General features: G+C 36.1%; 21 protein-coding genes and 5 tRNA genes. 6 read left to right on the top strand and 20 right to left on the bottom strand.

The window, feature by feature from the left end; translation table 11 throughout:
• Nucleotides 1–138: 138 nt before the first annotated feature.
• From IEV57_RS05995 to IEV57_RS05985, 3 genes are all read right to left on the bottom strand, one after another.
• Nucleotides 139–720: a DUF2911 domain-containing protein gene (locus IEV57_RS05995; RefSeq protein ID WP_188440644.1), complete on the bottom strand. Its 582-nt coding sequence runs from the start codon at nt 718–720 to the stop codon at nt 139–141.
• 160 nt (nt 721–880) lie between these two features.
• Entirely contained in the window at nt 881–1,936 is a 1,056-nt protein-coding gene (locus tag IEV57_RS05990) for a BF3164 family lipoprotein (protein ID WP_188440642.1), read from the bottom strand.
• Between the two features lie 78 nt (nt 1,937–2,014).
• Complete coding sequence (locus tag IEV57_RS05985; protein WP_188440640.1) at nt 2,015–3,658, bottom strand: amidohydrolase; 1,644 nt, start codon at nt 3,656–3,658, stop codon at nt 2,015–2,017.
• Between the two features lie 51 nt (nt 3,659–3,709).
• Here IEV57_RS05985 and IEV57_RS05980 point away from each other — a divergent pair, with 51 nt between their 5' ends.
• Entirely contained in the window at nt 3,710–5,053 is a 1,344-nt protein-coding gene (locus IEV57_RS05980; RefSeq protein WP_188440638.1) for a M24 family metallopeptidase, read from the top strand.
• 1 nt (nt 5,054) lies between these two features.
• On the opposite strand, the gene IEV57_RS05975 is transcribed toward IEV57_RS05980, so the two are convergent.
• The 3 genes from IEV57_RS05975 to IEV57_RS05965 all read right to left on the bottom strand — a co-directional run bounded on the left by IEV57_RS05975 (nt 5,055) and on the right by IEV57_RS05965 (nt 7,738).
• Nucleotides 5,055–5,819, bottom strand: a complete 765-nt coding sequence (locus IEV57_RS05975; protein WP_188440636.1) for a TIGR02757 family protein — start codon at nt 5,817–5,819, stop codon at nt 5,055–5,057.
• 1 nt (nt 5,820) lies between these two features.
• Nucleotides 5,821–6,375, bottom strand: a complete 555-nt coding sequence (locus IEV57_RS05970; RefSeq protein WP_188440634.1) for a hypothetical protein — start codon at nt 6,373–6,375, stop codon at nt 5,821–5,823.
• A gap of 184 nt (nt 6,376–6,559) precedes the next feature.
• Nucleotides 6,560–7,738, bottom strand: coding sequence for a LysM peptidoglycan-binding domain-containing protein (locus IEV57_RS05965; protein WP_188440632.1), 1,179 nt, complete (start codon nt 7,736–7,738; stop codon nt 6,560–6,562).
• A 213-nt stretch (nt 7,739–7,951) separates the two neighbouring features.
• On the opposite strand from IEV57_RS05965, the gene IEV57_RS05960 reads away from it, so the two are divergent.
• Both IEV57_RS05960 and IEV57_RS05955 read left to right on the top strand, forming a co-directional pair.
• Nucleotides 7,952–9,313 (top strand): NfeD family protein, encoded by a 1,362-nt coding sequence (locus IEV57_RS05960; RefSeq protein WP_188440629.1) that lies wholly within the window; start codon nt 7,952–7,954, stop codon nt 9,311–9,313.
• Between the two features lie 67 nt (nt 9,314–9,380).
• A complete protein-coding gene (locus IEV57_RS05955; protein WP_188440627.1) occupies nt 9,381–9,632 on the top strand; it encodes a hypothetical protein in 252 nt (83 codons plus the stop codon).
• Nucleotides 9,633–9,657: 25 nt separating this feature from the next.
• Here the strand turns inward: IEV57_RS05955 and IEV57_RS05950 are convergent, their stop codons facing one another.
• From IEV57_RS05950 to IEV57_RS05925, 6 genes are all read right to left on the bottom strand, one after another.
• Nucleotides 9,658–10,443: a Fic family protein gene (locus IEV57_RS05950; protein ID WP_188440625.1), complete on the bottom strand. Its 786-nt coding sequence runs from the start codon at nt 10,441–10,443 to the stop codon at nt 9,658–9,660.
• Nucleotides 10,444–10,556: 113 nt separating this feature from the next.
• Nucleotides 10,557–10,630 (bottom strand) — tRNA-Asn (locus IEV57_RS05945).
• A 163-nt stretch (nt 10,631–10,793) separates the two neighbouring features.
• On the bottom strand, nt 10,794–11,645 hold the full coding sequence (locus tag IEV57_RS05940; RefSeq protein ID WP_188440623.1) for a hypothetical protein: 852 nt from the start codon (nt 11,643–11,645) through the stop codon (nt 10,794–10,796).
• 150 nt (nt 11,646–11,795) lie between these two features.
• The gene (locus IEV57_RS05935; RefSeq protein ID WP_188440621.1) at nt 11,796–12,440 is read right to left on the bottom strand and encodes a YiiX/YebB-like N1pC/P60 family cysteine hydrolase; all 645 of its coding nucleotides are present in this window, start codon (nt 12,438–12,440) and stop codon (nt 11,796–11,798) included.
• 37 nt (nt 12,441–12,477) lie between these two features.
• The gene (locus IEV57_RS05930; RefSeq protein ID WP_188440619.1) at nt 12,478–12,765 is read right to left on the bottom strand and encodes a hypothetical protein; all 288 of its coding nucleotides are present in this window, start codon (nt 12,763–12,765) and stop codon (nt 12,478–12,480) included.
• 9 nt (nt 12,766–12,774) lie between these two features.
• Nucleotides 12,775–14,430, bottom strand: a complete 1,656-nt coding sequence (locus IEV57_RS05925) for a DNA polymerase/3'-5' exonuclease PolX (RefSeq protein ID WP_229744256.1) — start codon at nt 14,428–14,430, stop codon at nt 12,775–12,777.
• A 229-nt stretch (nt 14,431–14,659) separates the two neighbouring features.
• Between IEV57_RS05925 and IEV57_RS05920 the strand changes: the two genes are divergently transcribed.
• The gene (locus IEV57_RS05920; protein WP_188440615.1) at nt 14,660–16,291 is read left to right on the top strand and encodes a transcriptional regulator; all 1,632 of its coding nucleotides are present in this window, start codon (nt 14,660–14,662) and stop codon (nt 16,289–16,291) included.
• Between the two features lie 44 nt (nt 16,292–16,335).
• Here the strand turns inward: IEV57_RS05920 and IEV57_RS05915 are convergent, their stop codons facing one another.
• From IEV57_RS05915 to IEV57_RS05895, 5 genes are all read right to left on the bottom strand, one after another.
• On the bottom strand, nt 16,336–16,989 hold the full coding sequence (locus IEV57_RS05915) for an MCP four helix bundle domain-containing protein (protein WP_188440613.1): 654 nt from the start codon (nt 16,987–16,989) through the stop codon (nt 16,336–16,338).
• Between the two features lie 322 nt (nt 16,990–17,311).
• Nucleotides 17,312–17,384 (bottom strand) — tRNA-Lys (locus tag IEV57_RS05910).
• Between the two features lie 69 nt (nt 17,385–17,453).
• A tRNA-Arg gene (locus IEV57_RS05905) sits at nt 17,454–17,527 on the bottom strand.
• Between the two features lie 150 nt (nt 17,528–17,677).
• Nucleotides 17,678–17,751: transfer RNA gene (locus IEV57_RS05900), tRNA-Pro, on the bottom strand.
• Between the two features lie 51 nt (nt 17,752–17,802).
• Nucleotides 17,803–17,875 (bottom strand) — tRNA-Lys (locus IEV57_RS05895).
• Nucleotides 17,876–17,985: 110 nt separating this feature from the next.
• On the opposite strand from IEV57_RS05895, the gene IEV57_RS05890 reads away from it, so the two are divergent.
• A complete protein-coding gene (locus IEV57_RS05890) occupies nt 17,986–18,714 on the top strand; it encodes a tetratricopeptide repeat protein (protein WP_188440611.1) in 729 nt (242 codons plus the stop codon).
• A gap of 11 nt (nt 18,715–18,725) precedes the next feature.
• Here IEV57_RS05890 and IEV57_RS05885 read toward each other — a convergent pair whose 3' ends face one another.
• The 3 genes from IEV57_RS05885 to gap form a co-directional block, all read right to left on the bottom strand.
• Nucleotides 18,726–19,355 (bottom strand): LON peptidase substrate-binding domain-containing protein, encoded by a 630-nt coding sequence (locus IEV57_RS05885; protein ID WP_229744244.1) that lies wholly within the window; start codon nt 19,353–19,355, stop codon nt 18,726–18,728.
• A gap of 137 nt (nt 19,356–19,492) precedes the next feature.
• Nucleotides 19,493–20,152, bottom strand: coding sequence for a hypothetical protein (locus IEV57_RS05880; protein ID WP_188440608.1), 660 nt, complete (start codon nt 20,150–20,152; stop codon nt 19,493–19,495).
• Nucleotides 20,153–20,319: 167 nt separating this feature from the next.
• Nucleotides 20,320–21,324, bottom strand: a complete 1,005-nt coding sequence (gap, locus tag IEV57_RS05875) for a type I glyceraldehyde-3-phosphate dehydrogenase (RefSeq protein WP_188440606.1) — start codon at nt 21,322–21,324, stop codon at nt 20,320–20,322.
• 311 nt (nt 21,325–21,635) lie between these two features.
• On the opposite strand from gap, the gene IEV57_RS05870 reads away from it, so the two are divergent.
• Entirely contained in the window at nt 21,636–22,523 is an 888-nt protein-coding gene (locus IEV57_RS05870; RefSeq protein ID WP_188440604.1) for a trypsin-like peptidase domain-containing protein, read from the top strand.
• Nucleotides 22,524–22,540 lie beyond the last annotated feature (17 nt).

Genomic DNA, 22,540 nt, shown 5'->3' with positions numbered 1-22,540 from the left:
AACCTGGCAGGACTAAAAAAAAGGGAAGAACTCTAGAAGCTCTTCCCTTTAATTTTTTCAAATAGAAACCTATTTACAAGTTCTCTATCTGATGCATTACCAGTTAACAAATCACTTAATTAACCAATAACTATTTTTTTATCCAATTGCAATTGGCAACACTAACTTTTCCCATTTCACAACAATACCTGGAGTTTCAACAGAAACAGAAAGTTGCTCTTGGCTTTCCTCTACCCAAGTTGGTGTAGATTCTACTCTAAGCACATCAAATTCTTCTTTGTATTGGAAATGTCCATGCTCCAAATCCCACTCGGAATTGAAGATTACGGTCCACTTACCTGATTCTCTAGGAATAGTAAACAAAGAGTATTTTCCAGCTGGAAGGACTGATCCTTCTACCATGATGTCTGATGCAAATTCCACAAAAGTGGCTTCATTGGCACCTGTTCTCCATACTTCATTGTAAGGAACTAAATCTCCCCACAATACTCTTCCTTTTACAGAAGGTGCTCCGTACTGAACACTTAGGCTTACATTGTCACCTACATTTCCTGATGTAGTTCTTAATGGACTAGCACGCTCCTCAACAGGCGCGATCTCTTCCATCCCTTCCATTTCTGTAGTTGTCTCTTCTTCTGTCTTATTCTCTCCGCCGCAACCGTAAAAGGTCATTGATCCAGCCAACAAAATGGCCATCATCCAAGCATTTGATTTTTTCATATGTTTTTGATTTTTTCGAATTCGAATTTAAAGATTTTTTTTTGAAGTCAATGCTAGCAAAGTTATTTCCCTTAAACAAAGAGACAATAGAATCCAATGTCCTTAATCAGTTGACATCAAATCTTGGAAGATTTAACCCAATCAAATAATGGTATGAATTTCATTGCTCCAATGGAAATTTGAAAATCTGATCTTCAATTTCTGGATGTAAAAAGTAAATAAATTTATCATCCAAGGATGGCGAAAACACATTCGCCCATTCCGGAAGGATTATCTTCTTAATAGGTTTTCCTTCAAAATCAATAACATGCAATTCCTTATCAGATATACTTCTGGAGCTTAGGCCACCTTCACTTTGAGGATCATCTTCAATAATTTCCTCTTGATAAAAAGCATAAATAAATTTATTCGACACTTTTACATTTTTATAAAACAATTGGTTATCAGGTGCAATTTGATTTTTGTTCCCTGAGTTATTGGAATAAAAATCTCTGTTATTCTTAATAAATACTTCCTTTAGACCTCCTGATTTGACATCAAAAATTCTAACTAAAGGCAAATATGAATAGGTCAATACGATATAGCTACCATCTGGTGAAACTCGTGATTGATTTTGAAACATTCTTTCTCTTTCATAAGGTTTTTCATTGTTAAAAGAAAAAAAGTCAGGATAATCTACTAGCTCAGTAAACTGGAAACTCTTAATATCGAAGCAAGTGATGTGCTTAGAAGACATTTCAACCTGACCGCAAATCGTATTTGGATTTAAAAGGAATGGAAAGTTTAAAGGGATCATTTCTGACGGATAGGCTGTTCTAGAAAACTGACTCTCCTCTGACCAAAAATCGCTGTTTAAATCAGCTGAACGCATCGACAACAGATCACCAATGACTAGTTGTTCACCACTTACAGTCATACCAGATGAAAAAGGCATTGTAAAATCCTCAGGGCCCTCTCCTTCATTTCCAAACTCACCAACTAAATCTAGACTTTGCAAGTCAAAAACTTTAAAATAAGCTCCTTGGTCAGCCCCTAAGGTTATAAGATGATCAGGAGTAATAAGCATATCTTTTTCAAGTAATAAAACTGGACTTACTTGTATCGTCTCTAGATTTTCTTCTAAAACAACTGTTTTACCGAAAAAAACATCTTTGGAAGACTTCATTTCTTCACAGCTAAAAAACAAAACAAACAAAAAGAAATTTCTATTTTTCATAACATTTCATTTTAATCATTTTCATGAATAACTTTTAAAGCTGCAAACTAACTGTTTTTTTTGAAGCAAATCAAAGTATCATTTCTTCTGTACAATCACTTGTTCAACTTGAATATCTTTAATTTTTTGTGGCGTTACTTTCAGTGGATTGTCGGAAAGAATCACAAAATCAGCAAATTTCCCTAGCTCTAGAGAACCTGTCATTTCTTCCATAAAAGCTGATCGTGCACCATCTATAGTCATGGCCTTCAGTGCCTCTTCAACTGTTAAGGATTGACTCGCAAACCAACCTGAAGGAGGATCCTTTTCAAGACTCATTCTTGTAACTCCAAAATACAAGGTTTGCATGGGCTCCCATGGTTCACCAGGCATGTCTGAATTGAGAATAAAAGGCACTTGATTATCCAGCATATTCCTCCATGCATAGGCATGCTTTATTCTATTTGGTCCCAATCTGTCCTCGGCCCAATTGCGATCACCTACAGCATGACTACTCTGCATACTAACCCAAACACCAAGAGATGCTGCTCTATGGTAAAAGTTTTCGTAGACTACTTGAGCATGTTCTAGCCTCCATCTGTGGTCAAAAGGCTGCTTTAGAATAGCCTCTTCATAGACATCCAAAATCCTATCATTTCCCAAATCTCCAATGGCATGAATAGCCAATTGAAAACCCTTGTCAGCTGCGCTTGTTGCAAGCTCTTTGATTTTTGCAATACTGATTCTTTCTGTCATTCTCGCTGCTTTGGGATTGTCAGAGTAAGGTCCAAAAAGCAATGCTGTGCGAGACCCCAAAGATCCATCATAGAAGACTTTTATACCTTTGACTAGGAACTTCCTATTTAGATCCATCATAGGCCCTTTTTCAAACCATATCTCCATCATTTCGTCATCATTGCCATTGAGCATGCCATAGACACGAATTGGAAGGAGGTTTGCATCATCTAATTCCAAGTATGCTTGAAGAGAAATTTTTGTCATTCCTGCTTCGTGTATTGAAGTAATTCCTTTAGCTTTCAAAGTTTCTAGGCCAGAAAGAATAGCCCTTTTTGCATCTTCAACAGTTTCCTCTGGAACATGTTTATTGACCAATTGCTGAGCTGAAATTTCTAAAACTCCGGTTGGTTCTCCATTTTCTCTCCGAATGATCGTCCCAACTTCTGGATCAGGTGTGTCTTTATCGATTCCTGCTATTTCAAGTGCTTTTCCATTGTAGAATCCAGCAAAACCATGTAAAGCTTGTAGTTTGATAGGATTATCTGGAAAAGCAGCATCTAGCAATTCTCTATCAGGATAGCCTCTGCTGGCCCATTCTCCTTCATCCCAACCAAATCCTAAAAGCCATGCTCCTACTTGGGGGTTTGGAAAAAATGCTTTCAATCTCTCGACCATTTCCTCAACAGTCTTTGTTCCTTCAAGATTGGCTTTAAGTGTTTGCTGTCCAAATTCATGCGCATGCACGTGAGAATCTACTACACCAGGAATGATTGATTTCCCACCAAGATCAATATGCTCGCTAAGAGGAAACAACAACTTCATTTCTTCGTAAGTACCCAATCCCACTATTACTCCATCCTTGATCACCATTGATTCTACAATAGAATTCGAATCGTCCACCGTGATAATATCTCCATTGTAATACAGTTGAGCTGAATCATTTTCTTTACATGAAAATAAAATAATACAGACCGCTGCAATAAGAAGAGTTTTTATATTTGACATTATTATGTTTAATTCCATAAATTTTGAATGAAAGAATAACCCCTAAGATATATGAAACACTTATTTTATGCATTGAAATCGATGCTAATTGCATTAATTATTTTATCAGCTTCTAGCTCCTGCCAAGAAAACACTCCTGAAGAGTCTCCTTTCCAGAATCCATTTGCAGGGACTAGTCCTTGGCCAGAAATCAGAAAAGAAAGACTGCAAAAACTTCTTCCTCAGGCCATGGCAGAAGCCGGCGTGGATGCTTGGGCGGTTATTTGTAGAGAAAATAACAATGATCCCATTGCCCATCATGTAGGTGGAGAAAATGCTGGCGGAACCGCAGTTTTCCTTTTCCACAAAGATGGAGAAAAGATAAAATCAACAGTATTCTGCCCAATTGGAGAAGCCACTGCTTTAGCGGATTTGAAAATTCACGATGAAGTAATTGCGGTTGAAAGAGGTAATTCTGCTATTTCTCAAGCTGCAGACTTTATCAAAACACAAAATTTCAAAAATATTGCAATCAACAGTTCTTCAGAAAATGAACTAGCAGATGGTCTCAGCTATACGCAAAGAATAGCTTTTGAGAAAGCTTTAGGAAATGACGCCTCAAAATTAATTTCTTCTGATGATTTGGTTTATGAATTTTTGGCAATCAAGCTGCCAGCAGAAGTAGAAATCATGACTCAAGCTGCTCAATTCACCTCTGACTGGCAATATGAAGCTTATGCAGAGATTATCCCAGGAAAAAGCACCGATGCAGATATTGCGGAGTTTCTGAAAAAGAAAATGGAGCTGTATGGAGTTACGGATGCATGGTCACCTGATCAAAACCCAAATGTAAACTCAGGTCCAGACCGTGGTCATTCTCATTCCACTGAGAAAGTAATTATGCCAGGTGATGTGATTCAAATTGATTTTGGTATCCGCGTTTTTGACATGTGGGTATCAGATATCCAAAGATTCGCATATGTCCTAAGAGAAGGAGAAACTCAGGCGCCTGACTCTGTTCAGTTCTATTTTGACTCGTCTATTGGGGGAAATCGAATTGCTTTGGAAGCCATGAAGCCAGGCGTTTTAGGTTACCAAGTGGACAAAGCTCAACGTGATTGGATGACAGAGCGTGGATCTGAGTATGTCATGTGGAGCACCGGACATCCTGTGGGATATGTAGCCCATGACATTGGACCAAATTTAGGTGGCGGCATGTTGGAAAATCCAGCGAGCAGACCTGCTGCTGTAAAACCACTCAAAGAAGGTATGCTGTTCGCTTTTGATGGATTTCATGCTTGGAACCTACCCGAAGGAGGTACTAAAACCATGTCAGTAGAGGAAATAGCCGTAGTCACTGCTGATGGTGCCAGGTATTTGATTGAACCTCAAAAAGAATTGATCTTGATTAAATAATTTAAAATTTCTCTTCGACACCCAAGCCAAAAAGTGCAAAATCATATTTAACAGGATCGGCTGGATCAAATTCTCGGAGCTTTTGCGTAAGCTCTATAGCGGTGATCCAGTCGGTTTGTTTTCTGGTGATCAGCCCAAGCTTCCTCCCTACCCGATCTACATGCAAGTCACAGGGACAAATCAATTGACTGGGTTGAATTGTTTTCCAAATTCCAAAATCGACACCTTTGTCATCTTGCCTCACCATCCATCTGAGAAACATATTAATGCGCTTGCAGGCAGCTTTTCTTTTTGGTGTCGCAATATGTTTTCTAGTTCGCAGCGGTGCATCAGGAAGCTGAAAAAAGAAGTCATGGAAATTAGCCAAAAGTCTATCCATCACATCTATATCTTGTGAATATTCTTGCAAAAAAGCCGTTTCTAGACTTTCATGATTGCGGTAATACCAAGTAAAAAACTCAATAAAATATAGGGTATCTATGTCATTGAAGGTCCTGTGCTTAAAATTCAAAAAGGGCTTAAGTTCATTTTCTGAATGATTCAGCATAAAATCATGTGGCGCGTTGTCCATCATGGCAAACAATTCAATGCATTTGTTGATGATCGTTTTGCGCTGACCCCATGCCAAAATTGAAGCTATAAAACCTGATATTTCAATATCCTGCTTTTTGGAAAACATGTGGGGAATTGAAATTGGATCCAAAGTGATAAATCCGGGCTGATTGTATTCTACTACTTTCGAATCCAAAAACTCTTTTAAATCCATCTTAAAGTGCCACTTTTACTTCACCACCCTGAATCCCATCAAACCACTTGAAAGAAAGGCTTTGTTCTTCGATTTCTGAAAGATGCCAATCAAAGCATTTTATGTTCGTCAACGACTTCAATCTATCCTCATCCGGATAATACAAACAGATATCAAAATCAGGAAGCTGCTTTGAATCTGTAGCATTCCATTTTTCCAACAGAATTGCTTCTTCCATAAACCTCACTTTCCCTCCAAAGTAAAAATCTTGTAAAACTGAAGGTACACCATCTTTTCTTCTCAGCTGATAACAAGTCGGTCCAAACATGATTTGTTTGTGAATTTTTGCTTCCAACAACTCATCCGTATTCGGTAAAATCTCCCAATCAGACACAGTCACTGTTTCTGTTTTTTGATCGGGTCTCCATTTGGTAAGTAGCTTTGATAAAGATGAAAAAGCATATGTCACACCGATAAATAACAACCCAAAGGTCGCCAATACAGGGTAACTGATAATGAAAAGTGCATTCCAGACGTATCTGAACGCATGATGAAGTATGATTTGAAATTTATTCATGAATTCTGCTCTCACAAAAGTACAAGCTTAATCTTGAATACCAAAGTTGATCAAATGGAAGAAAACTAAATCTCCTGAAAAGTAAAAACCGATCAAGATTTGCATCCTGATCGGTTTACTAATTATTCAAAGAATATCTTTATCAATATTTCTCCGAAGGCATATTGCTACAATATTTCAGCTATCAATAGGATACCTCAACAGGAAATCTTGAATTTACCGCTCTAAGTTGATCAAAAGCAGCTTTTGAAAGTTTTACTACAAGCCTGCTATTGTCTCCTGTATTCGGCAATTTGCCTACAACTCTAGCAAAAATAGTGATGTCATTCTCTTCATTTCTTACACGCATAATTGTCCCCACAGGAGCTTCCTTGTGCAAGACTAGATATTTTTTGTGATTACCAGTCCCTTCGATCACCTCAGCTAAGCCTGTTTGTTTGATATTTTTGTAAGGCCTATCGTCTTCTTTTGGAGTCGTCAAAACTGCTTCAGCTCTTTCATTATTCACGATCACTGGGACTGTAGAACTGACAACAGGAACGGTAGAAGGACCTGCGGCTCCTCTGCCGACTTTCAAACGTTGCCCCACAGAAAGGTTATTTGATGATAATCCATTCCAAGTAATCAAATCCTCGACTTTGGAATCATATTTTTTTGCTACCGCAAATAAAGTTTCTCCCTGCTCTACTGTATGTGTAATCCATTCTCCAGGATATACATTCGCACCACTTTCTGTTGATTTAACTTCCTCTTTTACTTTAGCAATTTCCTCAGATGGTTTGGCAACTTCTTTTCTAACTTCTTCCGCTTTGCTACGTGCTTCGTCTTTCTTCTCTTCTGCTCTTTCTTTGTTTTCTGCTGCTTTAGCTTTTCCCGCTGTTGCTACAGCTGGAACAGTAGCTTTTGCTTCCGCTACTACTTTAGGTACCTCTGGTTTTACAACTCCTTGAATAATTAGACCCTGACCTAAGCTAAGGTCGTTTCCTTTTAAATTATTCCAAGTCATGATATCTCCCACCGTGACCTCATAAGCTTTAGCAATTGAAAATAAAGTTTCTCCTTGGGCAACATTATGCAATTTGGCCCCTTCAGGTAAAGCTGCTGGAGCAATATAAGGGATACGGATCCTTTGACCCATTTTTAATCCCGCTTTCAACTCGTCATTATTTGTGATGATTTCGCTGACAGATGTAGAATATCTTTTTGAAATTCCAAACATGGTTTCCCTTTCCTCGACTTGATGTATGATAAAAGTCTTGTCGCCAACTTTTTCAATTCCAATAGAATCCAATCTTGTCAAATCAGATGCATTCGCATGCAAACTCAATGTAATCAAAAATGCAACTAGGATGTTTCTTTTCATAATTTATCGGGGTAGATACTGTGATACAAATTTCTGATTAATTTTATCAAATCCAAGTATACAAACGGAGACTTCCACAAATCGTTCCATACTGCTTTATTAACGCAGCAGACAATTTAAAATTTATTTTATAAAGTTTTTTCTTCTCAAAAAGGTTAACTGGATGCTTATATCTTAATTATTGGTATATTCAAAAATCAAAAGAATTACTTTATGAAAAATGTATTTACACTTACCTTATTATTTTTTATACTAGCTCTAAACTCAGCTTTTTCAAAACAAGATAGTCTTCAAAATGTCAAAAAGAAGGTCTATACCTTTGAAATCAAAAGTGACATTGATCCGAGGATGAATAGAAAGGTAAAACTTGCTCTTGAAGATGCTAAAATCAAAGAAGCTGATCTTATTATTATAGAAATGGATACTTATGGAGGCGCCGTCAATGATGCCGATGATATCCGAACCATGGTTTTGGAGACAGAAGTTCCTATTCACGTGTGGGTCAATAAGGATGCAGCATCCGCTGGAGCTCTAATTTCCATAGCTTGTGACAGTATCTACATGGCACCAGGTGCAAGCATAGGTGCAGCTACCGTAGTGATGGGTGGTGGTGGTGAAGCCGCGCCAGATAAGTATCAGTCCTATATGCGCTCCATGATGCGCAGCACTGCAGAAGCAAAAGGTAGGGATCCAAAAATTGCGGAAGCGATGGTTGATCAGAATCTTGAAGTGGAAGGCGTAAGTGACAAAGGTTCTGTGATCACCTTTTCGGTATCAGAAGCGATTGCCAATGGATTCAGCGAAGGACAAGTCAACAGTCTGACCGAGGTAATCGAAAAGCAAGGAATTGAATCTTTTGAAATTATCAAATATGCAGAGTCAAATGTCGAAAAGGTAATTTCAGTTTTTCTAAACCCTGCGGTAAGTGGCTTCTTAATCTTAATCATTTTTGCAGGAATATATTTTGAAATCCAAACTCCAGGAATTGGTTTTCCCTTAGCGGCTTCGATAATTGCCATTGTGCTTTATTTTATCCCTTATTACCTCGCCGGCCTCGCGCAAAACTGGGAGATTGCAGTATTTATTGTAGGTGTAATTTTATTGCTGGTAGAGTTATTTGTAATCCCCGGATTTGGTGTGTTTGGAATTCTAGGGATCATTGGGATTTTGACAGGACTTACGTTAGGGATGATTCCAAATGATGCATTTGATTTTACTTTTGTACCATCGGGTGATTTGTTCGTTGCACTATTGACCGTTATTTTGGCAGCAATAGTAGCTATGGCGCTGATTTTTTTCTTTGCACCAAAAGTCAACCAATGGAAAGCTTTTAGCACAATCGCCTTGGCAAACACGCAGCAGCGATCTGATGGATACACCTCTACTTCTTATCAAAGTGATTTGCTAGGCAAAGAAGGTGTCGCCCACACGCGATTGATGCCAAGCGGTAAAATTCTTGTGGAAGATGAAGTTTATGATGCTTACTCAAGAGGAGAATTTATCGATAAAGGTGAAAAAGTCATTGTAATCAGTACAGAAGGCACTTCTTTGAAAGTAAAAAAAGGAAAAGCTTAAAAATAAAAATTGAGATCCCTCTAAAGGAAAAATCTAGATTTGACTTTCAAATTAAAATATTAGAATAATGTTTGACGGGGCAGATTATCCCAAATCACTTGATGAATCAGTTTTTGACGATTGGCTCGAACAAGGACGCAACAGTAAAATTCCTTATGCTTATCTGATGATCATATGGGATGAACTTTATGCAGCGTACTCACCCGAGTATGTTGAGCACAGAAAAGATTTACAACAATATACCCGCTACGGACATGGCCCCGACCATCATCTCCTTGTAGCAGCTTACGACTTGTATTCAGAGACTAGGGTGATTTGATCGTATTTTAAATTTTTTCGATTTTCTATCCATTTTTAATAGAATTTGGAAGCATCAGTAAAAAAGGAAGTGCTTTTCCATAATCTAAGGAAGGGTATTCTAAGCCTAAAATGCTGATGTTTGAGTAGTAGGTTTGATGTTGATCATAATACATTTTTTCACTTTGTATAAACCAGGCCTTATCACCTAATTTTTCTGCTAAGAACCATTTTTCTATTAATCTGGCACTTCTGCCATTTCCATCATTCCAAGGGTGAATTTTGACAAAAACTAAATGAATCATGGAGGCATAGAAAAAAACTTCTTCTGTGGACATAGCTGTTTCAAGTAACATGTTCAAATCTGCATAAAACTTCTCCATTTCCTGCTCTACCTCAAAGGGAGAAGCAGCTACATATTCTATCCGTCCATCCGGTGTGGAAACATACATGTTTTGTGTACGGTATTTTCCCTGTCGGTTTTTTGCAAGTATATTTTTGCTCAACAATGCATGAGCTAGGGCGATATTCTCTTTGTTCAGCTTATTGGTTTTTGCAAGGGTGTAGGCGTCGTACAAGTCGTCTATTTTTCTAGTGTAATCCGGTGAAAACTCAATACCAAATTTTTTGTGCTTAACGTAACTATCCAATTCGATGGCTTCCCCTTCTATTTTGCTACTGTAAACGGAGGATACAGAGGTATAAAAACTAAAACTTTCTGTTGAAATTTCAGCATCTTTCAATGCTTCTAAAGCATGATTTAAACCTTTCGGTGCTTTTTCCAAATACTCTGAAAGTAAATCATTGCTTAGAATTAGTAGTTGTTTGTTCATCACTTTTACAGCTCAATAAAAAACTAAGTTAGTCAACTATTGTATTGAAAAAAATAAATGGTTTCTAGAGTTATCTAAAACAAAAAAAGCCCTGCATTTCTGCAAGGCTTTTGCTCCCCCTCTAGGGCTTGAACCTAGGACCCCATGATTAACAGTCATGTGCTCTAACCAACTGAGCTAAGGAGGAATTTGATAGCTTTTGATACCGCTTTCCGTTATCGTGATGCAAACATAGCAGGATGTTTGATTTTTTCCAAACTCTCCAACAAAAAAAATCCCTTTTACGAGCCTCAAACTTATTTTATCCTCTATATCAAGGACTTATTTTTCAAACATTTTATCATCCTATTCTAATCTTCTACACCTTGTTTTGATAACAGCTTATTATAAATATAACTCACCCCCAAAACCATTAATCCTGCTATTACAGCCAAGACAACATTATAGTAGGCCGGAGCAGAAAGTGTCAGTCTTAAGAAAATCGTTGCCAAGGCAAATGAAGAATACCTAAATAAATTGTAGTATTTTGTCGTGTACCTCAATGAAAATAGAAGTATAAACACATCCGTAAAGATCAATAAAGTATAGAACAACTCAATGCTATAAACAATCTCGTGGACTTGATAGGCCAAAATCACATCATAAATTCCTAAAAACAAGAAAGAAAGACCCAAATACAAGGAAAGGATTTTTTTGATGGAAGTAAATCGCTTTTGCTCCTCCATACTCTGTGTGATTCTTGTATGCTTCTGAACTCTGTAAAATATACCTGTAATAAAGAAAATCAAAATCGCACCAAATGCATCAGAAACGATCGGAAGCAACTCTAGCACAAACTCTAATTCCCAATTGACTTCTTCCAAATAATGTCCAAATTCCTTAAACGCATCGCGCAAAAGAACCAAAGATATAATTTCAAATTGCTTTCCAACTGAATCCGCTACAGATTTTGGAATTAAAAATATCAATCCTAAAACTTCAAATATCAATAAGACATTGAAAGCCAATTCGATTGCAAAAAACGGACTGAGAACGTCACTATAAAAAATAACTCCTAAATAATTCAATAAACCGACAACCAAGCCAAGTATAAATGACGACAAGACTATATTAGAAATTAGCTTTGATACTATCGCACCTTCCCAATGCTCATCGAGGAAATCAAAAATTCTAACCTGAAACCTAAAGACTTTTTTTAACATGAATCTGTTTTGCAAACGCTAATGTATTGCAAAAGCCTAACAACATATTGCGACAAAAGTTACAATTCAAAGAAATTAATCACCTCATTTTATTTGAGTTAGGCCTAACCCCCATTTCAATAAAGGTGAAAACACTAAAACAGTTTTAAATCAATTTCTTAGTTCCCTCATCACCAAAACTGGTTCCAAGGACATTCCTCCTGGATTCAATCCAAGTTTACCCTCTGGAACCTTATGTCCAAGATCTGAAAAATAACTCTCCCAAATAGGGAAAAGCTCCCCCGTATCTGGATCATTATATGTCATAGGTTTTGGTGAAAATAAATCTCTACCACCATTCGCCTCTCTAAATGCAAAATGAATCAATTCAGAACAATAAAAAGCATCATTTTCAAAATCAAAAACTGAATCATAAGGTTTCCCAAGATGCTTCTGTGCTTCTTTGATTGCTGCAGGAATCAAATCTCTATATGCTGGCTTGAGTCTTCCAATCATTACTTTTGGACTTCCAAATTCATCTACATGCCGATCCAAAAAGTCTTGAAGTGGAGTTTTACTCACTCCCTTCCCTATTGCCTCCAAAACAAACCAATCACCTGATTCTTTCATGAGCAATCCATTATGGGAAAATTCCTTACCCTCATGGCCTTGAGTCACCTTTCTGATTGCATCACAAAAATCACCACAATTACCATTTTGAAATAGAATATCACCTTCATGAAACTGTTCATTTGTAACACATGAAAATGAAACAATTAAAAATAGAATCAATAATACATTTGAAAACCTATTCATATTCAATCTTATAAACCAATTGACTTTGCTATGCACGTCATATAACCAGGAAGAAAAAGAATAATGCAACTCCTAAAACCAAAACCATTTTTTTTGATTTATCCTTGATAGCCTCACTAATTTTTCTTTTCCTTAACACCAACACAGCTATACTTAACCCCATAAACTGCAATGCAATCCCAACACCATTCAAAGGGCCCATAGGAGCCTCTAGAAGCTTATAGTAGGAGTTCGCTAAAGCAAGTATACACAATCCAATCCCAGTCACTCCAAAGAGAAATGACCTTTGCAATAGCAAACTCTCATCTTTATTCATCCAACTCATAGGTGATTACTATTTGATTTTATTTTTTCTCTCTTCAAAATATTTATTTAACTCTTCCTTACCCAAGGCATTGAAAGTCATTTCAGCGGTTAAACCCCCTTTTCTTCCTATCAAAACACCGTAACGCATATCATCATAACCTTCCATCGCATGTGCATCGGGATTAATAGCGAGCTTTACTCCTTTTTCAATGGCATAATGGACCCATCTCCAATCTAAATCCAATCTCCATGGATTTGCATTGATTTCTATAATAACTCCATTAGCAGCGCAGGCATCAATGATCATTTTATGATCCAATGGATAACCTTCCCTTCTTAACAATAATCGTCCTGTAGGGTGTCCCAATATGGTGGTGTATGGATTCTCTACTGCTTTTAGAATTCTCGCCGTGGCTTTCTTTCTGTCCATACTTAATCCAGAATGAATCGACGCAACGATAAAATCAAAACTAGCCAACACGTCATTAGGATAATCCAAACTGCCATCTGTCAGAATATCACTTTCTATTCCTTTGAAAACCTTGAATGGTGCTAGTTCTATGTTCAGCTGATCAATCTCAGCTTGTTGCTTTTGTACTTTTTCGATATCTAGTCCACCTGCATAGGAGGCTGTTCGGCTGTGATCTGATATTCCCAAATATTCATATCCTAGCGATTTACAATTTTCGGCCATCTGACGCAAAGTGTGTTTCCCATCGCTATAGGTTGAGTGATTGTGCAAAATCCCTTTTAAATCCTTTTTTTCAAGCAATGGTTTTGCGCCATCTTTTGCCCAATCGAACTCAATGAACCCCTCTCTCAGCTCTTCAGGAATCCAAACATAACCTGCCTTTTCATAAACCTCTTCCTCTGATGTGAATTCAAAGTTTTGCAAAATATCTACAAATGGAAGATTACCTTCCATTGGGTAAAGCAAATGAGCTTTACTTCCGGTTCTTAAGATTTTTTCTTTGATGAAACTTGAAGAGTCTGTAAAATGAATCATAACATTCACTTCAGGCTCTGTCATTTTCCCCCTCCACTTAAATGGACTACTGCGCTTCAAGTCTTGTTTTAAGATTGAAACTGATTCAAGAGATTTCATAACTTTCTCTTTGTCACTTACTGCGAAAAGCCATTCTACATGATTTATAATTTCTAATTTCCGAGCAAACTCGCCAACAATAGCTTTGGATGAAATTCCATCGATTTTCCCAAATTTATCATCTACTGCTAATACTGCATTTTCAATGTCAGCATAAAGCCACTTCCCTTGATTAGAAGCTTTAAACTCTAAAGCTTGAATGATACTTTCTTGTGTTTTCTCGCCAAAACCCTTGATTTTGGCAACTTGTCCAGCTTGGCAGGCTTCGAGAAGTTCATGTACAGAAGTGATATTCATCTCTTCCCAAAGGACTTTTACTTTTTTTGGGCCAAGACCTTTGACTTCCAAGATTTCCAAAATCCCTTTTGGTGTCTTTTCTAACAAAGTCTCCAAATAAGAATGGGTTTCTGTAGTACCTAATGCAAAAATAACTTCAGCGATACTTTTACCAATGCCACCAATTTGCTGAAGTTCATCTAAACTTTTTCCTTCAACTGAAATATCTTCTCCCCTCTCCAGGGTATTCACTGCGGACTGATAACTTCTGATTTTGAAAGCATTTTCATCATGAAGCTCCATCAATTTAATAATGAGCTTCAGCTTTTTTATAATATTCTTCTGATCCAATTTTTTAGAGGTCTTGATTCAAGATTAGGACAAATGTCACGATTAATTGTTTTAAAATAAAATCTTAACGCTTATCTTAAGAAATCGAACAGAATAAAACTATAAACCTTAATTAAGGTTATTGACGTTAGAAAAAAACAAACATCTTTCATTAAAGATTTCCTAAAATTCAACTGCTGTCATGAGATATTTATTTTCAATTTGTATTTTCTATCTCACCTATTTGCCTTCTACTGCACAAGTAGATTTTGTCGCAAGATTAGAATTTGAAGCTAAGTTTGGCGAAAGTAATTACATGACTGTTTTTAACAAAGATGGAATTCTTGGATTCAGAACAGTAAAAGAGTCGGGTTTAAACCCCAGACAAATTTTTGAAATGTTTCAAACAGATTATAATCTTAACACCTCATCTCTTAAAAAATTACCCATCAAAGAAGGTCATAATCTGATAGGGTACGATACAGACGAGAACCATTTTTATGTTTTATTTCAACGGGGCAACTCGATAGAAGGAAAAGATCGGTACTTGGTAGACCTTAATTTGAAATCCGATGATGCAAAAGAGTTTAATATTTCAAATATCCTAAATATGGATTTGAAAGAATTTTACGTCATGAATGGCAAAGGTATTTTTATGGGTGTTTCAGAATCTCTTCCAGTAATTCAGATTTTTGATATGAAATCGGGAAATATTATCACTACACAAGGCATCTATTCCAAAGACACTGAAATTCTTCAATTGAGAAAAGATCAAGAGCTTGGTGTATTCGATGTATTGATCAGTAAAAGAGATCAGTATAAAGTAAAACAAGTATCAATTTTAACTTTTGATCTAGAGGGAAGCAAACTTAGAGAAGTCAATATTGGGAATTTGTATGACTCGAAATTAGAAATCATAGAGGGTATACTCACACCATTTGAAGAATATCAGCAAACATTGATTGGGACATTTGGGAAACAAAGGCAAGAAGCCTATCAAGGTATTTACCTTACCGAAATCAATGAATTTGGTGAAACAGTTAAAAAATATTACACACTAGAGGATTTTGAAAATTTCTACAATTATTTGCCAGAAAAGCAAAGGGCTAAAAGAATCCGATCTTTAGAGAAATCTTTGAAAAAAGGTAAAATACCAGACATCAAACCTGTGCTTTCTACTCGTGAGGTTATTACAATGAATGACGGGTATTTGGTTTACAGTGATTTGTTCACGGCTAATAATCCTAGATATTACCCTATAGATGGAATGTATGCCAATAGCATGTACAGAGCTTCGCCTAATATTAACACGATGAGTAATGGAGTTATTGGAAGTAATCAAGAATTGAATTACATCAATAAGCAAAATATGATTAACTCATCTCTTTTCAGAGATGGAGAATATAAGTTTCATGCAGCTCAGCTTCTTTTATTGGATAAAAATGGCAATATCATCTGGGATAATTCCTTAAGTCTTCCGAGCAGGACAACAACCAATCCAAGTAAATTTGGTGAACTAAGCTTAACTGGAGACAAGCTTCATTTCATGTATTTGGAAGAAAAAAAGCTAGTCCTAAGTTACCTCTACAATGGAGAAGTGATTTTTGAGAATGAAAAGTTTGAGTTAAAATTGCTAGATGATATGGAAAGGATTCGGGAAACTGATGACAATGGTTTGATACTCTCTTGGTGGTACGAAAACAATTATTTGCTTTCAGGAAAACAATCAATCCGATATCAGGATGAAGAAGGAAGAGCCAAAAACAGAGAAGTATTTTTCATAACCAAAGTCACTGTCAACGGAGCACTTTTTGATCCGGATATAGACCAATAAAAAGTTTCCTTTACGAAGGAATCTAAACTAACAAACCACTCTATTTAGTCAATCAATTCAGATTTGATATTTCTGGAAGTGTAGATCAAAAGATAGATAATCAATAACAAAATTACGAGAGCTGCAACTTCGAATTGTGCCCAAATCCTAGACCTTGTCACTACCTTTTCGGAATTGATTGCAAGCTTATGTCCTTCTTCGAGTTGGATATTCGAAAGCTTTTCCAAATCACTTATCGCTCTTTCTATGTATTCATTATAAATGTGGACTTGCTCATAATTGATTCCCTTCTCTTCTGAATATAGAAGATCATAATCTGCGATCCTCAGGTTTGTTTCGATAATAGTTCTAAAATCCTTTAAAAACTCATCCTCTGAAGCAGTTAGATTAGTCTTTTCAAATGTATTTACAGTAGTAAGGATTTTATCTTCATATTCTTCAATATCTTCTATTACATGAGAATAATCAGTCTCTTCCCAGCAATGGTTGACCAACAGTTTGATTCTGAATAAATTCTCAGAAATTGTAAAAATATAGCTTTCAACGACCAGTCTATCTTCATAAACTGAGGCAAAAGACTCTTCAAGTTCATTGAAATTTTTTCTGTCCAATATGTTCTTTCCAAATATCACTAAAAGAAGAAATGTCAATACAATTGCAGCTTTTAATTTATTATTTAATGACTTAGGGGTCTTCATGGCTCACACTGGGTTTATCAGCTATATGGGTATTTCCTACAACTTTTAATTAAAGTGTTAAATAAGCAAAAGAAAACATCAAAAGCAAAATTATAAAGTAAATGACTTTTTTGAGGATTTATTAGAAGTATTTGGTAAATTCTATTTTAAAAATTCTGGAGAATTTAACCCAGTCATAAACATCGAAATAAAAAAACAAAAATTATAGAACGGACTAAATTCTCCCTATTAAGCACCCTTCCCAGCTTAGATCGGGATGCTCTATTTGCGCATGACATAGGGTTGATATAAACAAAAAAACCTCCAATTAAGGAGGCTTTTGTGATCCCGCTGGGATTCGAACCCAGGACCCATACATTAAAAGTGTATTGCTCTACCAGCTGAGCTACGGAATCATAATTAAATTAAATGGAGCATTCCTTTTGATCGAAATGCTCCATCGATATAGGTCTGGCGACCTCTTGTGATCCTGTCAGGACTCGAACCTGAAACCTACTGCTTAGAAGGCAGTTGCTCTATCCAATTGAGCTACAAGACCATTTTTTTTTAAATACTGAAATGCAAATTTAAGCTCTCAAACTCTATTTAAAAAGGATTGAGCCAATCTAATTTCAAGTTTTATTTAATATTTTTCTAACTACCTCAGCACAATCTATTTAATTTTTTGTGTGTCTAGTTAGAAAATTTGTCGGGGTGGCAGGATTCGAACCTACGACCTCCTCGTCCCAAACGAGGCGCGATACCGGGCTACGCTACACCCCGAACTAATTACTAATGTTTTCAATCTACTTAATTCCTTTTGAATTAAATTTGTGATCCCGCTGGGATTCGAACCCAGGACCCATACATTAAAAGTGTATTGCTCTACCAGCTGAGCTACGGAATCTTTTTGTCTATTTTGTCTCTAGCGTTTTAGAGATTTTTAACGGTTTTTGATTTGTTTTTTGTTAAATCATTGCCGTAATTGGACTGCAAAAATAAGCGTACTATTTTAAAATGCAAAACTCAAAGGCAATCTTTCTCAGAAATTTTACAATAATTTTGTTCGTATTCATTCAAAGCTTTAATTGTCAAGCGAATACACTTGGCTTACAAAAAGCAGATTCTTTATTTAATACGAACAACTACCAAGAAGCAATGACTGTTTATGAAAACTTGCTTCAAAATGACGAGGTTTTCTCCCCTGCCATGCTTCTGAAAATGGCCTATATTTCTGAAGGAAAAGGCGATTTTTCAAACGCTAGTTTTTATCTCGCTAAGTACTACGACATTAACCCAAATCCGAGAGTAATTACCAAAATCAAAACACTCACTGAGCAGCAAAACCTTGTAGGGTATGAACTTACAGATTGGGACAGATTCTTTAAATTCACCTCTGATTTACAGCAAGAAATCACATTGGTATTTTTAGGATTCTTATTGATATCTATTATTCTTCTTTTAATTTTTAAACAAAAAGCAGGTAAACCAAAATATTATATCCCCAGCTTAATTTTAATTTTATTGGTTTTTGTAAGCAATAATTTCCTCAAGCAATCATCTACAGGTATTGTTACTGGAAGTCCCACGATCATCATGGATAAGCCTACAGCAGGCGGGAAATTAATCAAAAATGTAGATCCCGGTCACCGAGTGATCATCAAATCCTCTAAAGACATTTGGTACGAAATAGAATGGGGAAAACAAAAAGCCTTTGTCAAAAAGGAAAGTATCACCAAGCTTTAATATTGGTCAGATCAAAAGTCTAGTGCATCCAAAGTCTTAAAATGACCATTCATTTTTATCTTGGCTTTTGCTCTTTCCACTTCTCGTAAAACAGGGATGATTTTGATGAAATGCTTTATAAGAAACTGAATCCTTAAGGCTTCTTTTCTCATAACAAGAAGTTCATACTCTTCCTCAATAGACAAACCTATTTTATGGGTTAAAGTGAAGGAATTAATCGCTAAGGGCTCAATACTTTGTGGCTCTCCGATTAATCTAAAAAACTCCTTGAGGTAAAAAATAAACTCGTTGTGTAAGTGAGTAGGAACAGTAATGTCATTTTCAAAGGGTATTATTTCTCCTGCTGCATAAAGCCTATCCTGGTAAGGATTCTCAAATTTAATCAATTCATAGGATCTCAATACGCTAGTTTTGATATCTAACCGACCATCTTCATAAACTTTGGAAACTTCTTCTAGAAATACCTCTGAACCAAAAGGCATCAACTTATCCAAATAAACCGATACTCCAAACCTACCATCTCCTTCACTGACATCAGAAATTAATTGTTTGTAGCGAGGTTCGAAGATATGAAGATTGAGTTGCTCTCCGGGAAAAGCAACTAGTTTGAGCGGAAAAATTGGTATTATTTCATTTGTCATATGTTTCCAACTCAGAAAGATAAAGAAAGTTACTTTTGAGATTTTTACAAAAGTATAAAATGCGAATGACAAGGATTAAGAGCTATTCTTGAAATAAATTTCTAAAATATATCGTTGATCAGCACATGTTCTCCAAATCAACCATCTTCATTCTCCAACTCTTCTTGCAAACTTAGAATCTGTTGTGGAGACATATACAATTCTCTAATCTTGTTTTTATAAGCTTCATCAAAACCTTCTTGATTGAGAATAAAATCTTTGACTGATAATATTTGGTATCCCATACCGCAAGAGATGGCATAAGTGTCAGCAGCTATTTCAGCCTCTGTAAGCCTTTTGTTCGACATAATGTACCTCATTCCAAAATGCATCAGGTTAGTTGTGCTACGGTTCTTATAATCCATAATATGACCCAACTCATGTCCGACCCACCCAACTAATACATCATGGGGCACATCCTCAATTAAAATACTATCGTCTCCAAAATCTAACGCTCTCGTAATTTTAATTCTATATTCTCGTCTTTCTTTTCCTGTTACCAATAGGGTCGTCAATCGAGGCTGAGCTTGCATTATTGACCCATTAATGTTGTCTTTAAATTCAAATTCAATATTCACTCCAGATAATTCAGGAAAATATGATAATGCCTCAATAACAACATCCTTGATTTCTATTGGAATTACTTTATTATCAACCTCAAACCTGTTTGACACAGCCTGCTGTTCAGAAATTGAATCATTAAAATTTGGCAGAGATCCTGATAATATTAATATTAAGTTTAGAAGGAGTGTTAACATAATTGAGTTTTTTAATACCAATCCTCATTCTAATGAAAAAATCACATATTTCAAAAAATAATACAGAAAATAAAGAAAAAATCCCAAAAAGAGTCAAATTTGCAGCTTTATATTAAAACTACTCGTTTGATCTTTTTGGGATTCAAAATGAATCTTATAATTCGATATTATTTACTTGCGATATAAGAAAGTAAGTCAACAACCTTGTTAGAATAACCCCACTCGTTATCGTACCAAGCTACTACTTTAACAAATTTATCACTCAATTGAATTCCAGCTCCTTTATCAAAAATTGAAGTTCTGCTATCACCATTGAAATCCGTAGAAACAACATCATCTTCAGTGTAGCCCAAAACACCTTTCATAGTAGTCTCAGATACTTCTTTCATCTTAGCACAGATTTCTTCATAAGAAGCCCCATTTTTCAATCTTACAGTCAAATCAACCACTGATACATTTGGAGTAGGAACTCTAAATGCCATTCCTGTCAATTTACCATTTAATTCAGGAATAACCTTTCCTACCGCTTTTGCAGCTCCTGTAGATGAAGGAATGATATTTTGAGATGCTCCTCTACCACCTCTCCAGTCCTTTGCAGATGGTCCATCCACAGTTTTCTGAGTTGCAGTAGTAGCATGAACAGTAGTCATCAAACCTTCTTCAATCCCCCAGTTATCATTCAATACCTTAGCGATTGGAGCTAGACAGTTAGTCGTACAAGAAGCATTGGATACAAAAACCATATCCGAAGTATATGAATCTTCATTTACTCCCATTACAAACATCGGTGTATCATCTTTGGAAGGTGCAGACATGATAACTTTTTTAGCACCAGCATCAATATGTCCTTGCGCTGTTTCTTTGGTTAAAAATATACCAGTAGACTCTACAACATAATCAGCACCTACTTCACCCCACTTCAAGTTTGCAGGACTTTTTTCAGCAGTAACTCTGATTTCGTTGCCATTAACTACCAATTTACCATTTTTCACTTCAACATCTCCGTCGAATTTACCGTGAGTAGAATCATACTTTAGCATGTAAGCCATATAATCCACATCGATTAGGTCATTGATCGCTACAACTTGAATATCATTCCTTGTTTGCGCAGCTCTGAATACCAATCTACCGATTCTTCCGAATCCGTTGATTCCAATTTTAATTTTGCTCATAGTTTTGTGTATTTATTGTTTATAGGTTTGATTGCAAATAGATTGAATCAAAAATTAAATAGTTTCCATTTCACTTTGAAGTAGATTAATAGCCTTAAAATTACCAATAATATCTCGCCTACCCAAATAAAACAGTGGGTTACTGTGGTTCATTTTTAGAGTTTTGAAAATACAATCGATTTCGAAAAATAAAATTTTACTCAATGATTTTTTTTCATCAGTGATAAAGAGATTTTTGATTTTAATTTGAAAAATCTATTCAATTTAAATTCTATCCGTTACTTTAATTTTTGAAGTCAAATTAATACTCAATGTTTGTACAAGCTATTTCAAAAGTATCAGGATTTACGAGAGCGATTCATTCCATTAGCAGGAACTACAAGGGTGAAAAAATCATTCCAGGAGCAGCAACTTTGTTTTTTGTAAACGATGAAGGGTTTGCTATTACCTGCAAACACGTCGTACAATGGCTTTCTCAAGGGATGCAGATGGGAAAACATTATACAGCCTTCAAAGAAGAGTTGAATAGGATACCAAAAGATGGACGCTTTAAGCAAATGCTAAGAAACCTAGAGACAAAGTATAAATTTGAAGAAAATAGTCCTATTCAGATGAAAACAACTTTTGTTGACTGTATTGATAAAATATCTGGATTCACTTGGCATCTTCACCCCGATTATGACCTAGCAATAATCAAATTCAACGATTTCAATAAACTGCTTTACCAAGGTCATGCGGTTTTCCCAAAGGACTCCAACAACATCAATCAAGGTAAGTTTTTATGCAGACTTGGTTTTCCTTTCCCCGAATTCAACAACTTCAGATTCAATCCTGAAAAAGACGATATCGAGTGGACCAATGAAGGTGTAAAAGCTTCACCAAGATTTCCAATAGACGGAATGCTTACTCGATTTATTGGTGATGCAAAAGGTGTAAAATATGGTATTGAAATGAGCACACCTGGACTAAGAGGACAAAGCGGTGGGCCTCTTTTTGATGAAAACGGAATCGTTTATGGAATGCAAAGCAGAACAAAGCACCTCCACCTTGGCTTTGATATCGAAGACAAAGAAATCATCACCAAAGGCAAAACAAAAAAAATCAATGATTATTCCTTTATTCACTTAGGTGAATGTATTCATGTTGATGTGATCAAAGCTTTTCTTACGCAACATCAAGTTAGGTTTACAGATGTATAAACAAAAAAAAGCAGCTT

The sequence above is a fragment of the Belliella aquatica genome, from assembly GCF_014637795.1.
Lineage (GTDB): Bacteria > Bacteroidota > Bacteroidia > Cytophagales > Cyclobacteriaceae > Belliella > Belliella aquatica.
Note: the sequence above shows the minus strand (reverse complement) of the source record. Positions and strands in the feature narration are given on the sequence as shown.